This window comes from Kineosporia sp. NBRC 101731, from assembly GCF_030269305.1.
Taxonomy (GTDB): Bacteria; Actinomycetota; Actinomycetes; order Actinomycetales; family Kineosporiaceae; genus Kineosporia.
On record NZ_BSTC01000004.1, the window covers coordinates 96,498 to 111,901 of the forward strand.

Genomic DNA, 15,404 nt, shown 5'->3' on the forward strand with positions numbered 1-15,404 from the left:
GGTGTTCACTGCGGGGATGGAGTTTTTCGTCTTTCACCGTGACCGGCCCGGTTCGCTGCCTGCGCGCGATGACCTGCTCCAGGAGCACTGGTCGTACATGGACCGCTTTGCCACGGGCATGATCGCGCGCGGGCCGGTCTTCACCGCGGACGGCGAAACCCTCGTCGGGAGTGTGCACATCGTCGACCTGCCCGACCTGACGGCCGGGCGCGCGTTCGCCCTGCAGGAGCCCTACTACCAGGCGGGTGTCTTTCGTGACGTGCTGCTGCGACGGTGGCGCAACGTGCTGGGCCGCACGATGTGGGAGTTCCCCGGCGGCACGGTCGGTGAGGACGACGGCGGGTACCTGGTCCTGGGTCTGGGCACGGCTCCCGTTCCCGACAGCGAAGCAACGGACGAGGTCCTCGCCCGCGACGCCCCGGTCGCCTACGGGCCACTGCTGTCCGACGACGGACGCACCCGGGTGGGCACGGCCGCGCTCGTCCAGGCGGCGAGCGCGGCCCAGGCCCGAGAGGTACTGGACCCGGACGATGGCATGAACGGTGATGTGGACGATGATGTGGACGATGATGTGGACGGGTATGCGGTGGTCGAGGTGTACCGGTGGCAGTTCGGTGGGCGGCGCTGAATCCTGAGACCGGGCACCGGCCGACGACCCGGTTCCGAAGGCCGGAGGCTCTCTTCCCTTCTCCCGGTCCACCCGACCTGATCCCTTTGTTCAGGTCGTGAGCATAATGTCCGGTGTGATGGCACCGGCTGTTTCCTCCACCACCGATCTGCGGGGTGCCCATCTGTCCCGGGCGCTGCGGGCGGTCCACTCCTCGCCCCAGGCACTGAGCCGCGCCGATCTGGCCCGCGTGCTGGGCTGCACGCGCGCGACCGCCGGCGCTCTGGTCGCGGACCTGGAGCGTCTGGGCCTGATCGAGCAGAAAGACGTGATCGTCTCGGGTGGGCGCGGGCGCCCCAGTACGTTGCTGGGTCCGTCCGCGAACGGTCCGGTGGTCGTGGCGGTGGAGATCGGTACGGACGCGGTGCGCGCGGCCCATGTGCCGGTGACCGGTGGGCTGGTGGACGTGCAGACCCGTCCGTTGCGCTCGCATGCGGTGCCGGATGTGCTCGCGGTGGTGGGTGAGCTGCTGACCTCACGCCTGGACGCGCTCGGTGCGCGGGTGGCCGGTGTCGGGATCGCGGTGCACGGCCTGGTCGACCGGGTCAGCGGTGAGGTGCTGTCGGCGCCGGGCCTGGGCTGGTTCGGCCCGGCAGTTGATGTGCTGGGGTGTCTGGGTTTTCGGTCGGAGCACGCGTCATCACCACAGGAACGGCAACGGATGCACGTGGGCAACGTCGCGACGCTGGTGGCCGTCGCGGAGACCGTCCGGGGCCGGGCCGTCAAGGACGCCGGTGAACCGACGGGCCCCGGCGAGGCGGACACTCCCGGCTCGGGTGCCGATTCTGGTGCGGTCGGGACCGTGCTGGTGCTGCACGCCGATGTCGGGCTGGGCGGTGCGCTGCTGATGGATGGGCGTGCGGTCACCGGGCGCCGTGGTCTGGCCGGTGAGTACGGGCACCTGCCGTTCGGTACGCAGGATCGGGTGTGCCGGTGTGGTGCGCGCGGTTGCTGGGAGACCGAGGTGGACCAGATGGCGCTGGCCCGCGAGGCCGGGCTCACCGTTGCCCCGGGTGCGGCGAGCGCCGCGGCGGACGTGGTCTTCGCGGCGATGACGTCCGCGGCCGGTGGCGTCTCTGCTTCGGGCCGGAGGCGTGGTGCGGGTGGCCGGTCGGCTGACCGGGAGACGGCGCCGGTGCCTGCCGCCGGCGCCGCGCGTGCTACGCCGGGGACCGCTGACCCGGCGAACGGACTGGTGGCGGTTGATCCGCAGCGTGCTGCGGAGGCCGTGCACCGGGCCGCAGTGTCTCTGGGGCGGGGTATCGGGGCGCTCGTGCTGGTGCATGATCCGGATCTGGTGCTGTTGTCCGGGCACGCGGCGGCGCTGCTGAGGGCTGCCCCCCAGGTGGTGCGTGCAGCGATCACGGCCGATGGTGGTGGGCCTGGTGGGCTTTTCGGCGCCGGGTACGGTGTGCTGCCGGTGGAGGAGATCGCGCTCGGCGCCGATGCGGGTCTGGTGGGTGCGGCCGAAGCGGTGTTCGGTGCGCTCCTGGACGACGTGTCACTGCTGACCGCCGGCTGGGTGCGTTCCTGATGGGCACCGAGGGAGCGCGGCGTGGGACGTGGCCGCGATCGCCCTGCTGGTCACCGAGGCCGGTGGCACGGTCACCGACCGGCTGGGCGCGGCTCAGCGCTACGACCGGCCGGTGAACGGCTGCATCCTGTCCAACGGTCGGGTGCACGAGGAGCTGGTGCGCGCCTGGACCCAGGACTACGTCCCCCGGCGGTAGCCGTCGATGAGGGAAACGTGCGAGGTGAGCGAACACGTGGCCAGCTCCGACGCGCTGTCCGAGGCTGCCGGCAATGGCGATCTTCGCGCTGTCCGAGCGCTCCTGAAGTGCGGCGTAGGCGTTGATGGCACGTCTTCGCGGGGGGACACCGCGCTCGTGGCGGCCGTCGAGCACCACCATGTCGAGGTCGCCCGGGAACTACTGGCGGCTGGGGCCGACCCGGACCAGCGCATGGGGCAGGGCCGCGAAAGTTTCCCTCTTCGCTACGCCGCCATGCACGGTCTGCTCCCGATGGCCTGCGTCCTTCTGGAGGCCGAAGCAACCGTCCAAGGCCACCCCCTGTCACAGGTAAGGATGCCCGAGGTAGTCCTGCGCCAGATCCGATCAGACCTGGAGATTCGTGCAGCGCCACAGTTCGTTGCGCGTTCTCCCCTGACAGAAGCGGCCGGCCGAGGTCACACAGACATCGTGCGCTTGCTGCTGGAGCACGGTGCAGACCCCAACGACCCCAAGACCACCACCGGTGAACCGCTGAGGACCGCGGCCTATGGCGGACATCCTGGTGTGGTCCGGCTGCTGATGGAACGGGGAGCTCGCATCGGCGCTGACACGCTGGTCTGGGCCAGGAGGGGCGCTGCCAGGCCCGGCGCACACGTCGATGCCTACACCGAAGTGTTCACGCTGCTCACCGCGAAGTACGGCGGCCTCCCTTCGTGATCTCTGTTTCGGTGAGGAGATCGGCCGGCAGCGGGTAGTGGTGGTCAGGATGGGCCAGATCGAGATTGCGGGCCTGGTCGAGGTCCGCCCAGATGAGGTCGTCGTGTTCATCGGGTGCGGCGTCGGTGGGGTGCCGGTCCAGGGCTCGATCAGCCGTGCGCGCTCGCGGACGAGGTGACCGGCACCGGCTCAGCCGCCGAGGATGGTGGTGGCGCTCGCCCATGCGCGCGCCCGCTCCAGTTCACCGTCGGCCCCGCGGAATCCCGTCCACCAGCCGCGGTCTGCTGCCCAGAGCGCGGACTCCACTCCCCGGGCCGTCGCCCAGGCCGCGACCCGCGCACCGTCCAGACCCGTCAGGTCACTCAGCAGGCGCGTGCGCTCGGCGAGCACGCCGGCTGGTGGTACTGCCTCCGTCCAGTGGCCGACCTGCGTGATCAAGGGCCAGGGGTCCCAGGCGAGGTCGCCCACCACTGCTTTGGGGTCGATGGCGACCCAGGTGGCCGTGCCGTCAGTGTCATGGCGCAGGATGTTGCCCGGGTTCAGGTCGCCGTGCGCGAGTCCTTCTCGGGGAGCGCCGACCGGCAGCGTTCGTAGAAGAGTCACCGCGTGCAGGAGCAGGCCCCTGTCCCACGGGATCGGGGCGGAGCCGGCCAGCCGGTCCATCCGTTCCCCGGCGATGTCGGCGAGCTCGGCCGCGACCTGGACCAGCCGGGGAAACGGCGCATCGGGCGCCACCGTCACGCTTGCCATCCGCTCGATCAGCTCGGCACCGATGCGGATGTGCGCGGCCTCATCGAGGTCTGCGTCGCGCAGGGCCGTGCCGGGCCGGCAGCCGGTCAGCAACAGGGCCCAGTCGTCCTCGTGCGCGTCCAGGATGCGCACAGCCCCGTTCCCGGCCCACACCCGCAAAGCGTCCGCCTCGTACCGGGCCTCGGAGTGCGGGTAAGAGATCTTCAGCACCACGGGGGCTCCGGTCGGCCCGACCGCCGGGGCGGTCCAGGCGGCCATGCCATCGTCGAAGGGGCGCTCAAGCGTCAACTGCCAGCGTCGCGCGTTGCGCTGCACGAGCGTGGGGAGAGCCTCGAGCCACTCATCGCCCCCCGGGCCACCGGCAACCGAATGACGAAGACGCTCGGGCACGTGGATCATCGCTCGAGCATGTCACTTCAGAGGCCGGCCGGAGCCGGCTGTTTCGGCGCTGTTGCCGACCGGACTCGTGGAGCTGATCGAGTCCTTGGCGCTGCAACGGCACTGGGCTGCTGTGGCCCTGAACCTCGCCGAGGGCTGGTTCTCATGGCCGACCAGCTCCTACTCCTAGTGCTGTGTGTCCCGACAGGACGGGGCTTAGGCGGGCCGTGGTGAGACGGGCTGGTCCCGGTCATGCGACGGGGACCGCCCGCCTCACCCGCGGGTGGACGGGGTGGTGTGGTCGACCGAGGTCAGGAGGCCTGGAGGTCGGCGTGGGCGGTGTGGACCTGCTGGATCTTGTTCCAGGACTTGGGCCGGGTCGGGGTGGTGTCGGTGTCGGCGGTGCTGCGGCGGGCCAGGGTGGTGCCGACGCCCAGGTCGGGGCGTTCGGGGGTGAACAGCCAGGTGGTGAACAGGTCGTCGAGTTGCTGGCCGGAGATCTTCTCGGCCAGGGCGATGAACTGATCGGTGGTGCCGTTGCCGTACTGGTGCTTCTGGAGCCAGGTGGGCAGGAGCTCGAAGAACGCGTCGTCGCCGATCTGGAGCCTCAGGGCCTGCAGGGTGAGGGCGCCGCGGTCGTAGACGGCGCCGTCGAAGACCTTGTCGGCGCCCGGGTCGCCGGGCAGGACCTGCCAGAACGGGTTGTCGGCGGGGTAGCTGGCGTAGGTGAAGTCGAACAGTTCCTGGGGCGTGCCTTCGCCTTCGTGCTCGGACCAGAGCCATTCGGCGTAGCTGGCGAAGCCTTCGTTGAGCCAGATGTCACGCCACTGGGTGACCGAGACCGAGTCGCCGAACCACTGGTGGGCGTTCTCGTGGGCCACGACGTAGGTGTTGCTGCCGCGGCGCCAGAATCGTCCGTCGTAGACGGGGCGGGTCTGGGTCTCCAGGGCGAAGCCGGGGGCGCCGGGGATGGCGGCCACGCCACCGCGGGCCTCGAACGGGTACCTCCCGAACCAGGTTTCCTCGGTCTCGATGATCTCGTTGGTGCGGTTGATACCGGCGCGGGCGGCGCCCTCGAAGTCCCCGAGGGAGGTCGAGAACGCGTTCAGGATGGGTGAGCCGTCGGCGGCGGTGTCGGTCTCGATGTCGTACCGGCCGATCGCGAGGTAGGTCAGGTACGTGGCCTGGGGTTTCGTCGAGCGCCAGGACCAGCGGTTCCAGCCCTTGAGTTCGAGGTTGGGGCCGCTGGTGAGGGTGCCGTTGCTGATGACCTGCACGTCGTCGGGGGCCAGCACGGACACGTCGTAGGTCGCCTTGTCGGTGGGGTGGTCGTTGCTGGGGAACCACCACCAGGCGCTCTCGGGTTCGTTCACGGCCAGGGCGCCGTCGGCGGTGCGGCTCCAGCCGGTGTACCCGTTGACCTCGACCTGGGAGGGGATCCCGGCGTACTTGACGGTGACGGTCAGGTTCGCGCCCTTGGGGATCTGGCGGGCGGGGGTCACGACGAGCTCGTGCTCGCCCTCGCGGGTGAAGGTCGCGGCCCGGTTGTTGACCTGCACCGAGGAGACGTCCAGGGCGAAGTCGAGGTTGAACCGCGACAGGTCCTGGGTGCTGTGGGCCAGGATGGTGGTCGTGCCGCTCAGCTGGTCGGTGGCGGGCTGGTAGCGCACGCGCACGTCGTAGTGCTGGACGTCGTAGCCGCCGTTGCCGTAGTCGGGGAAGTAGACGTCACCAGCGCCGGGTGCGCCCGGGGTCGCGGCGGCGTTGGCCACCCCGGCGCCCAGGGTGAGGGCGACGGACGTGGCGGCCGCGGTCATGATCGTTCGGAGTGATCCTCTGCGCATGGTCGAGAAATCCGATCGTCAGGGTTTCTTTCTCGGTCGTCCCGGTAGGGACTGCGACATTCTCCATAAATATGGTCTAAAAGGACACCCCTGGGGGGTTCAGCTGTCATCGCGGGGCATGACCTCGAAGACGGGGACCCCGGTGGGCAGGGCGTGCAGGGCGGGCCCGAGGACTTCCAGGCCGTTGGCCCGGGCCAGGCGGTTGACCTGGGTCCACAAGGTGGGCAGCCCCGGGGTCGGCTGCTCGGTGAGCGGGGTGTTCTGGTTGCGCTGCGGGTGGGAAATCATCGAGGCCTCCGCTCGGGACAAGGTGATCGGTTGCCGGACTACGCGTCTGGTCAGTGCTCGGGGTCCGGGCCGGGGTTCAGGTGCGCGGATCGGTGTCGAGGTGCCCGACATCGTTGAAGCTGATCAGGGCCGGTGGGCGCCCGGGCCGCTGCGGGTCGTCCGGGGCGTGCGGGTCGTGACTCCAGCGCACGACGGTGATCGCGCCGTTGGCCTGGTTCAGGCCGAGCCAGCGCCATTCGGGGGCATCCAGCACGTGCCGGACGAACCAGCCGATGACGAAGTTGTGCGTGATGACCAGGTCGGTGCGCTCGCGCTCGCCGACGGCACCCAGGTGCTCCACGGCGGTGCGCAGGGCGCGTGCGCCCGGGTCGCGTTCGTCGTCGGGGACCTGCGCGAAGAAGTCGCGGTAGCGCACGGGGTAGGTGTCGGGCACCGGGGTGCGGTCGCGCACCAGGTCACACGCGTGCACCGCGACCCCGGGCAGGTGACCGGCAACAATCTGCGTGGTCTGCACGGCCCGCGCCAGGCTGCTGTGGTGCACGGCGTCGAACGATGTGCCCGAGGCCTGCAGGCCGGCCAGGCGCCGGCCCAGCTGCTCGGCCTGGATGCGACCGGTGGGTGACAGGCCACTGTCGCCCTCGTGCTCGTCCTCAATTTTCTGCTCGCCGTGACGCACGAGATACAACGTGGTGGTGGGCATGGGGCTCCTAGGACGTCGGGCAGGGCAGAATCGCGGTGTATCAGGCAGGCGCGTAGACCGTGACGGCGACCGTGGTGACGGCGTTGAGCAGGGCATCGGCGAGCTCGGCCGGCAGATCGCCGCTGGTGTGCACGCCCACCGGGCCCGGCAGGAGAGAAGGCGGGGGCTGGTTCGGCATGCCCATAGGGGTATCAGCCGGGTGCGACAGTCTTGAAATGTGCGAACGGGGCAGAATGGGCACATGACCTCCTCCGCCGTTCCTGATCCCGAAACCTGGCGTGAGACGTCCGAACTCGCCGTGATCGCGGCGGGGGGTGAGCTGGATCCGGCGTATGCGTACGCGGCGCGGCTGGCGGCGATCGATGAGCAGGCCGCGCAGGACTCGCTGGCACCTTCGACGCGGGCGGCGTACCGGCGGGCGTGGGAGTCGTTCGAGGGGTGGGCCGGTGAGAACGCGCTGGTCGCGTTGCCGGCGAGCGCCTCGACGGTGCGGGCGTTCGTGGCGCACCTGCGGGATCGGCAGGTCCCGGCGAGCCTGCCGACGATCAACCAGCATCTGTCGGCGATCTGGGCGCGGCACGCGGAGCTGGGTCTGCCCTCGGCGCGTCAGGACGGTCAGTTGCGGTTGCGGTTGCAGGGGTATGCCCGTCAGGACCAGGAACGTCTGGTGCGCCAGATGTCGGCGTTGATGGTGCGCGACGTGCAGCGGATCGTCGACACGATGGATCACGACCTGGCGGTGGAGCGGCGCGGGGTCAGCGATGTGCGGGCGCTGCGCAAGGCGGAACTGGTGTGCCTGCGCGACCGGGCGGTGATCCTGGTCGGGCTGGCCACCGCGATGCGCCGCTCGGAGCTGGCCCGGATCGAGGTCGAAGACCTGCGCGAGGAGGTGGAGGGACTGGTCCTGACGCCCCGCTGGACCAAGCGGGACCAGGCCGGCACCGAGCGCAACCCGCGGGCCGTTCCGCGCGGTGCCTCCCGGGTGACGTGCCCGGTGACGGCCTTGACGACGTGGCTGCAGGTCGCGGGGATCACCCGTGGTCCGGTGTTCCGGCCGGTGACGCGCTGGGGCACCGTGGGGACGAAAGCGTTCACGCCGCAGGTGATCCGCACGATCGTGGCGCAGCGTGCGCAGGCGGCGGGCCTGCCGGGCACGTGGGGTGCGCACTCGCTGCGGGCGGGTTTTGCCACGCAGAGCGCGAAGAACGGCGTGGCCCGGCACGTGATCATGGCCGACGGTGACTGGCGGTCGGCGGCCGTGGACCGGTACATGCGCCGCGGTGCCCTGTGGGACGGTGCGGCCGCCAAGAGCCTGGGCCTGTGAGCCAGGACCAAGCCCTTCTGCGTGGTTCTGTGTGGTTCAGCCGGTCAGGCGGGCGGTGAATGCGTCCAGGTCGGGCAGGAACCACAGGTGCCGGCCGCGGTTGCTCTCGCGCACGAAGTCGCCCAGGGCGTCGCTGGCCGTGGTGTGGGCGCTGATGTCGCCGGTGACGGCCAGGCCCAGGTGGTAGGTGACGAACTTCTGGGTGATGGCGCCGGCCAGGCCGGTGCGCAGGTGGAAGAAGTCTTCGCCCAGGCGGGCGGCGGGCAGGAGTACCCAGGTCGCGCCCTGCCAGGCGGCGTTGCCGACCAGGTCGGTGGCCTCGCGCTCGCTGGTCAGGGGTGGCCCGGCCGGGTCGCAGACCAGCGTCGTCACACCGGCCAGGGTCTGCAGGGTGTCGGTGGGCTCGCTCATGGTGGGCTCCTGGACGCTGGTGTCCGGCATCCCCGGTGTTCGGGCAGGGGGTGGGCTGCGCGCGGGGCCAGTGTAAGGGTCACCGGACGAGGGGACACCGGTCCTGTTCAGGGGCCTGACGCGCAGACACCGCTGAGCGGAGGGCCACCCGTCGTGCAGGCGCACGCAGGACCGTGCCTGGATCAGGTGGTGCGGGTGTTCGGGGATTCGTTGGTCGAGATCCAGTAGACCCCCAGTTGCTGGACTCGTTCGGCGAACTCCTCGAATTTGACGGGTTTGACGACGTAGCTGTTCGCGCCGTTCTGGTAGCCGTCGATCAGGTCGACATCCTCCCGGGAGGAGGTCATGATCACGACCGGCAGCAGACGTGTGCGCTCGTCCGCCCGGATCGCTTTGAGCACGTCCAGCCCGCTGATTTTGGGCAGGTTGAGATCGAGCAGGACGACGTTGGGCTGGACCATCACATCGCGGTCCTCGAACTGGCCCACGGCGAAGATGTAGTCGAGGGCCTCGGCGCCGTCTCGCACGACCGTGACGTCGATGCGCCGTGTGCTGGTGCGCAGTGCCCGGCAGGTGAGAGCCTCGTCGTTGGGGTTGTCCTCGACCAGCAGGACCTCTGGGCGTTGGTGGTTCATCAGGGTTTCTCCGCGAGGGTGAAGTGGAAAGTGGCTCCGTGCCCGACGCTGCTGTTGGCCTGGATGTGTCCTCCGTGTCGTTGGATGATCCGTTGCACGGTGGCCAGGCCGATCCCGGTGCCCTGAAACTCCTGCGGGCTGTGCAGGCGCTGGAACACCCCGAAAAGCTTCGCGGAAAAGGCCATGTCGAACCCTGCGCCGTTGTCGCGAACGAAGTATCCGGCGCCGTCACGACCGAACTCGATGCGGGCCTGGGGTGCGTCGCGGGTGAATTTCCAGGCGTTCGTGAGCAGGTTCTCCAGGGCGTTGGCCAGTAACGTGCGGTCCCCGAGCGTGGTGAGCCCGGGTTCGACGAGCACGTCCACCCGTCGCAGCGGTGATTCTTCCTGCAGGCGGGCCAGCACAGTGGTGGCGAGGGCGCTCAGGTCGACCGTCGTGGTGGAGATTTCGCTGTGCGTCACCTTGGCCAGGCTGAGGAGGCCATCGATGAGCGCGGCCATCTGTTGGGCGGAGGTGCGCACCCGTTGGAGGTAGTCAAGGCCGATCTCGTCGAGGATCGGAGTGTATTCATCGGTGAGGGCCTGGCTGAACCCGTCGATGGCCCGTAGGGGGGCTCGCAGGTCGTGGGCCACTGAATAACTGAAGGCCTCGAACGCCTTGCTGGAGGTTTCTGCGGCATCCTTGGCCTCGGCCAGGGCCACCTCAGTTTGTTTGCGGGCGGTGATGTCGCGGACGACTTTGGCCGCGCCGATCAGGGTCCCGTGCTGGTCGTGGATGGCGGACAGGCTGATCGAGACGTCGATCTCGTGACCGTCAGCACAGCGGCGGACCGCGTCGTGGTGCTCGACTCGTTCGCCGCGCCGGATCCGGGCCAGCATTTCCTCGGCCTCGCTCGCGTGATCTGCCGGTATCAGGATGGACATCGAGGAACCGAGCACCTGGTCCGCGGTGTAGCCGAAGATTTCCTGGGCGGCGGGGTTCCAGCTGGTGATCGTTCCATCCAGGGTCGAGCTGAGCATCGCGTCGTCGGAGGAGTCGACGATCGCGGCCAGGCGGAAGCGCGCCTCCTCGGCCTGGCGGCGTTCGGTCAGGTCACGGATCGAACTGGAGACCCAGAGCCCGCCGTCCGTTTCCAGCGGGCTGAGGCTGATCTCGACCGGGAACTGGGTACCGTCCTTACGCAGGCCGTAGAGGTCGAGCCCGGAGGCCATCGACCGGGCCGTGGGGTCGAGGAAGTACTCGGCCCGGTGGCCGGGGTGGGCGGCCCGGAACTGCTCAGGCACCAGTTTTTCGACCTTCTCGCCGAGCAGTTCGTTGCGCGGATATCCGAACAGCCGTTCGGTCTGGGCGTTGATCAGGACGATCTGGCCGTCCTGATCGGCGATGACGGTCGCGTCCGGTGCCGATTCCACGAAGCGGCGAAATTCCTCGGCCCGCGCGCGCTCGGCCCAGCGTCCGATATGGGCGCTGATCGCCTCCAGCGCCGTCGAGGTGTCGGCGTCGGGTTCGTCCATCTGCGAGGCGAAGAAGACGAGCACACCCGGGCGGTCGCCGGAGCGCAGCGGTATCCCCAGGACCGCATGGATCCCGGCCTGCAGGGCCAACGGGGCCCGCGCGAAAGGCCCCGGCGCGCGGGCCAGATCACCGAGCCAGATCGGTGACCCGCTCGACCACACCGCCCCGGGTAGCCCTTGCCCGCGGGTGAAGGCCGGCTCAGCATCACCGGTGGAAGGCGACATCACGCCCGGAGACGGCCAGGATGCCACCCGGGCGATCAGGTCACCCCCGACGTCGGACTCCCAGTACTCTCCGCCGGCCCATCCCAGGCTCTGGCAGATCACCTGCAGGATGGCGACCATCCCGGTGCCGGCCGAGCCCTCTTCGGATACCACCCGGGCCACCGCCTGCTGAGCGTTCCGCAGTTCTTCAGCGCGCCGCTGCCCGGTGATGTCACGTACCACAGCCACCGCGAAAAGCGGTGATCCTGAATCGTCACGCACCAGTGAGGCTCCGACGCTGACCCAGACGGGTTGCCCACCCGGCCGGACGACTTGGCGTTCCTGGTCCGCGAGCGCGCCCTCGGCGATCAACCGGGTCAGGCTGCTGTTGAGCATGCCCATGTCCGCCGGGGCGTAGAGATCCTGGTACATGCTGCCGCGAAGTTGATCCTCAGTCCGGTTGACCAGAGCGCACAGGGCCGGGTTGACCTGAAGGATCTGTCCCGGAACCCCGTCCGTGACGCCCACCAGAACTATGCCGACCGGGGCCCGTTCGAACGCCGATCGGTACTGCACCTCGTGCTCGCGAAGTTCTCGCGCCACGTCTTTGGACAGGACCGACCATTCCAGCCGGCTCCACGCGATCGCGATCAGCAACCCACCACCGACGACCTGAGCCACATGCGGCAGCACATCCTGGAGCACCATCTCGCCCGTCGAGGCACTTGCCATGCCCGGCATACCGGTCATTGGCGCCAGATCCGCTCCCGGGCCGACCCCGTGCAACCAGTGGATTCCCATGCCGAGATGAGTCAGGGCGCACCCGGCGAAGAACGCCATGGCCCCCCACCGCGCCACGCGCAGCAGCCCCGGCTCCATCTGCTCCGCCCGAGCCAACTGTGGAAGCACCCCGAAAGCGATGATCGCGTACATCGCCGCCACGATGAACGCCAGCACCGCCGCCAGAAGCTCCATGCCCCCCCATCGGCACAACCCCGCACGATCCGTAGTCCGCGATCAGCCGTTGAGCATCCATCACCGACCGCATACGTCGAGGCCCGTCCCGTGCGGGTTCCCCTCCCGTGGGCCACGTTGATACGGACCGCGTTGGCGGCCTGCATGGTCCGTTCGCCCGGATGCCCACGCACGGCGTCCTGGGGTCTGAACGCTGATGTCCTGCACGACCTGCGGGGCATCCCGGTGCAGGGAGATCGGTGGACGACGAACCGCCTGCGCTCACCGCAGGAGGGTGGGCGCAGGCGGGGGTTCCTCGACCGGGCCGGGCGAGAGGGTAGGACTGTCAGCTGGCGGCGAGGGACTTGCCGGCCGCGGTGGCGGCCTCGTGGGCGTCCTTCTTCAGCTGGGCGCCGATCTCGGCGAACTGGTCCAGGGCGGGGTTGACGCCCACGAGGGTGAATTCGCGCTCCACGACGGTGAGGTTGGCGCCCCAGACCTCTTTGAGGACGCGGGTCAGGTAGCCGACGCTGTGGTCCCAGCCTTCCTTGGGGGTGCCGGGGGAGTAGTTGCCGCCGCGGGTGACCAGCAGGACGACGGGCTTGCCCTCCAGGATGCGGTCACCGGGGTTGGCGCCGGCGATGACCAGGTCGATCCAGGTCTTGACGTGCTGGGAGACGCCCCAGTTGTAGAGGGGGAAGGCCAGGACGACGTGGTCGGCGTTCACCAGCTCGGCGTGCAGCTCCTGGGCCAGGGCCACGGCGGACTTCTGGGCATCGCTGCGGGCGTCCTCGGGGGTGTAGCCGGCCATGACGGCGGTGGCCCAGGCGTCGGAGGGCAGGGGGTCGGAGCCGAGGTGGCGGGTGGCGACCTGCTCGTCGGGGCGTTCTGCGGTCCAGGCGGCCAGCACCAGGTCGGCCAGTTCGCTGCTGGCCGAGTTGGGGCCGAGGATGCTCGCGTCGATGCGCAGAAGGGTCATGGAAGGTGCTCCCAGTGAGATCAGATCGTTGGATTGAATGTTCAAGTCCGAGCAGGATGTTGCCACCTATCGGTTGAACATTCAATCCAGTAGCCTGGGCGTGTGAGTGACGACACCCCCTGGCTGACCCCCGAGCAGACCTACCGGTGGATGCACGTGGTCGCGGCCAGCTCGGCGTTACCCACCGCCATCGAGCACCAGCTCAAGCGCGACGCAGGCCTGAACTTCTTCGAGTACTCCGTCCTGTCCGGCCTCTCCCAAGCCCCCGAGCGCGCCATGAAAATGTGCGAACTGGCGATGTTCTCCCACGGCTCCCCCTCCCGTCTGTCCCACGCCGTCAGCCGGATGGAACGCGCCGGCTGGGTCCAGCGCCGCAGCTGCATGGAAGGCCCCCTGCGCTCGGTCGAGGCCGTCCTCACCGACGCCGGGTACGACAAGATCGTCGAGGCCGCCCCCGCCCACGTCCGCGAAGCCCGCCGCCTGGTCGTGGACGCCCTCACCGAGCAGGAGCTCCAGCAACTCCAGCACGCCCTGCGCAAGATCCTGCGCGTCGCATCCCCACCGCTGCTGGACGTCATCGACGCATCGTTCGCGAACGCCCACCCCACCGCCGACGCTCACGACACCGAACCCACCGGCCTCTGCTGAGCCCTGCTGAGCCCTGCTGAACCCTGCTGGGCCTGCTGGGCCTGCTGGGCCTGGTGGGCCCTGCTGAACTGCACCCTCTCACCTCCGGCACACGCTCTAGCGTTACCTGACATGGCTCCCGCCGAGATCACCGCCGACCTGATCCGCGACCTCCTGCGCGAGCAACACCCCGACCTGGCCGCTCGTCCCATCGAGCTGGGGGCCCGGGGCTGGGACAACCAGCTGTGGTGCCTGGGCGAGGATCTGGCCATCCGCCTGCCCTGGGCCACCGATGCGGCCGGCGAGCTCCTGCGCAAGGAACACACCTGGGTCCCCACCCTGGCCGGGCACCTCCCTCTGCCCGTCCCTGTTTCCCAGCGCCTGGGTGAGCCCTCCGGGCGGTTTCCCCGTGCCTGGATCGTCACCACCTGGGTGCCCGGTGAACCCGCCGACCGCGCCCCTCTCACCCGCGCCCGCCCCGCAGCAGAAGCTCTGGCCACCTTCCTGGGCGCCCTGCACCGGCCCGCACCCGCGCACGCCCCCACCGGCCGCGAGCGCGCAGGAGCACTCAGCGATACACCGAGGGCTTCACCCACCACCTCACCGTCGCTACCGACCTGGGCCTGATCGGTGACCCCGACGCGCTGCGCGCCCTCTGGGACGACGCGCTCGCCGCCCCCCCTCTGGAACGGCCCACCCGTATGGGTGCACGGCGACGTGCACCCGGCCAACGTCCTGACCGGCGAGGGAACCCTCACCGGCGTCATCGACTTCGGTGACCTCTTCGCCGGTGTCCCAGCCGTCGATCTCTCCGCCGCCTGGATCCTCCTACCCGACGACCCCGACGACCCCGACCAGCCCATCAACCACTTCCACCGCAGCTACCGCCCCACCTACCAACCGGCCCTGGACACTGCGATCTGGCGCCGCGCTCGCGGTTTCGCCCTGACGCGCGCTCTGGCCTATCTTCTGAAGGCCGGTCCTGGGCTCAGAGGACTCGTAGATGCCCAGCAGGTAACCCTTGCAGCCAGACGTCCGCCTCTTCCAGCGCTGCCCCCAACACCTCTACGGGGCTGCTCCCCTCCCACTCACTTGCCGGGTACTGCGTACCCGGCACCGGGATGGCGACTGTCCAGCGCCACAGCCCGCACTCTCCGGTGGGGGTGTACCCGACGCTCAGCTCCATGCCGGCGTCCTCGTCAGGCAGGTGGCAGCACAGACGCGCCACGTCCGCCAGCAACTGTGACCACCCGCGCCACAACCGAGCGGCTTGGTGGACGAGGTCCTCCACCTCGCTCGGCACCGTGACCTCTGCGACGGTGGAGATGGACGTGACCAGCTCTTCGACCACCGCCGCGGGATGACCCGCCAGCTCGTAGGTGTCCTGACCGCAGGGGCCAAGACCGAAGTTCACCTCCCAGGACAGGTCAACTCCTTCGTCCTGGCCCAGAGGACTGTGGGGCACATACGCCACGACGAAGCCGCAGCCCTCCGAGGATCGGGCGATCAGCGAGGCCATCGCGGCCTCGAGGGCTTGCTCTACGTCCGACCAGGGACGGGGATCACCCCACCCCTTGACGTTCGAGGGAACTTCGAGATCCTCTCGGCACGCCACCCATACAGCATGACCTTGATCTGCCATCCCTACGAACAGACGCGATGTGCAACGAATCAGCACATGG

At 69.4% G+C, this 15,404-nt stretch carries 16 protein-coding genes and 1 pseudogene; 7 read left to right on the forward strand and 10 right to left on the reverse strand.

The window, feature by feature from the left end; translation table 11 throughout:
- Positions 1-16 precede the first annotated feature (16 nt).
- From QSK05_RS13260 to QSK05_RS13275, 4 genes are all read left to right on the forward strand, one after another.
- Entirely contained in the window at positions 17-628 is a 612-nt protein-coding gene (locus QSK05_RS13260; RefSeq protein ID WP_285597459.1) for a YciI family protein, read from the forward strand.
- A 118-nt stretch (positions 629-746) separates the two neighbouring features.
- Entirely contained in the window at positions 747-2,201 is a 1,455-nt protein-coding gene (locus QSK05_RS13265) for an ROK family transcriptional regulator (protein ID WP_285597460.1), read from the forward strand.
- 28 nt (positions 2,202-2,229) lie between these two features.
- Entirely contained in the window at positions 2,230-2,397 is a 168-nt protein-coding gene (locus QSK05_RS13270) for an inositol monophosphatase family protein (RefSeq protein WP_285597461.1), read from the forward strand.
- 24 nt (positions 2,398-2,421) lie between these two features.
- On the forward strand, positions 2,422-3,114 hold the full coding sequence (locus tag QSK05_RS13275; protein WP_285597462.1) for an ankyrin repeat domain-containing protein: 693 nt from the start codon (positions 2,422-2,424) through the stop codon (positions 3,112-3,114).
- Positions 3,115-3,303: 189 nt separating this feature from the next.
- Here QSK05_RS13275 and QSK05_RS13280 read toward each other — a convergent pair whose 3' ends face one another.
- From QSK05_RS13280 to QSK05_RS13300, 5 genes are all read right to left on the reverse strand, one after another.
- Positions 3,304-4,263 carry an aminoglycoside phosphotransferase family protein gene (locus QSK05_RS13280; RefSeq protein ID WP_285597463.1) on the reverse strand — a complete coding sequence of 320 codons (960 nt, stop codon included), beginning with the start codon at positions 4,261-4,263 and terminating at the stop codon, positions 3,304-3,306.
- Positions 4,264-4,553: 290 nt separating this feature from the next.
- Positions 4,554-6,059, reverse strand: coding sequence for a M1 family metallopeptidase (locus QSK05_RS13285; protein WP_285597464.1), 1,506 nt, complete (start codon positions 6,057-6,059; stop codon positions 4,554-4,556).
- Positions 6,060-6,185: 126 nt separating this feature from the next.
- A complete protein-coding gene (locus tag QSK05_RS13290; protein WP_285597465.1) occupies positions 6,186-6,374 on the reverse strand; it encodes a hypothetical protein in 189 nt (62 codons plus the stop codon).
- Between the two features lie 76 nt (positions 6,375-6,450).
- Positions 6,451-7,074, reverse strand: coding sequence for a histidine phosphatase family protein (locus QSK05_RS13295; RefSeq protein ID WP_285597466.1), 624 nt, complete (start codon positions 7,072-7,074; stop codon positions 6,451-6,453).
- A 40-nt stretch (positions 7,075-7,114) separates the two neighbouring features.
- A complete protein-coding gene (locus tag QSK05_RS13300; protein WP_285597467.1) occupies positions 7,115-7,252 on the reverse strand; it encodes a hypothetical protein in 138 nt (45 codons plus the stop codon).
- Between the two features lie 63 nt (positions 7,253-7,315).
- On the opposite strand from QSK05_RS13300, the gene QSK05_RS13305 reads away from it, so the two are divergent.
- The gene (locus QSK05_RS13305) at positions 7,316-8,398 is read left to right on the forward strand and encodes a tyrosine-type recombinase/integrase (RefSeq protein ID WP_285597468.1); all 1,083 of its coding nucleotides are present in this window, start codon (positions 7,316-7,318) and stop codon (positions 8,396-8,398) included.
- Positions 8,399-8,434: 36 nt separating this feature from the next.
- Here QSK05_RS13305 and QSK05_RS13310 read toward each other — a convergent pair whose 3' ends face one another.
- From QSK05_RS13310 to QSK05_RS13325, 4 genes are all read right to left on the reverse strand, one after another.
- Positions 8,435-8,809, reverse strand: a complete 375-nt coding sequence (locus tag QSK05_RS13310) for a DUF4180 domain-containing protein (RefSeq protein ID WP_285597469.1) — start codon at positions 8,807-8,809, stop codon at positions 8,435-8,437.
- A gap of 182 nt (positions 8,810-8,991) precedes the next feature.
- Entirely contained in the window at positions 8,992-9,444 is a 453-nt protein-coding gene (locus QSK05_RS13315; RefSeq protein ID WP_285597470.1) for a response regulator, read from the reverse strand.
- Entirely contained in the window at positions 9,444-12,137 is a 2,694-nt protein-coding gene (locus tag QSK05_RS13320; protein ID WP_285597471.1) for a PAS domain S-box protein, read from the reverse strand. Before QSK05_RS13320 ends, QSK05_RS13315 begins: the two co-directional genes overlap by 1 nt.
- Positions 12,138-12,462: 325 nt before the next feature.
- Positions 12,463-13,095 (reverse strand): FMN-dependent NADH-azoreductase, encoded by a 633-nt coding sequence (locus QSK05_RS13325; protein ID WP_285597472.1) that lies wholly within the window; start codon positions 13,093-13,095, stop codon positions 12,463-12,465.
- 102 nt (positions 13,096-13,197) lie between these two features.
- On the opposite strand from QSK05_RS13325, the gene QSK05_RS13330 reads away from it, so the two are divergent.
- Positions 13,198-13,743, forward strand: a complete 546-nt coding sequence (locus QSK05_RS13330; RefSeq protein ID WP_285597473.1) for a MarR family winged helix-turn-helix transcriptional regulator — start codon at positions 13,198-13,200, stop codon at positions 13,741-13,743.
- A gap of 111 nt (positions 13,744-13,854) precedes the next feature.
- Positions 13,855-14,598 (forward strand): annotated as a pseudogene (locus tag QSK05_RS13335) (phosphotransferase); the annotation flags it as partial.
- 112 nt (positions 14,599-14,710) lie between these two features.
- Here the strand turns inward: QSK05_RS13335 and QSK05_RS13340 are convergent.
- Positions 14,711-15,337 carry a hypothetical protein gene (locus QSK05_RS13340; protein WP_285597949.1) on the reverse strand — a complete coding sequence of 209 codons (627 nt, stop codon included), beginning with the start codon at positions 15,335-15,337 and terminating at the stop codon, positions 14,711-14,713.
- Between the last annotated feature and the right edge of the window lie 67 nt (positions 15,338-15,404).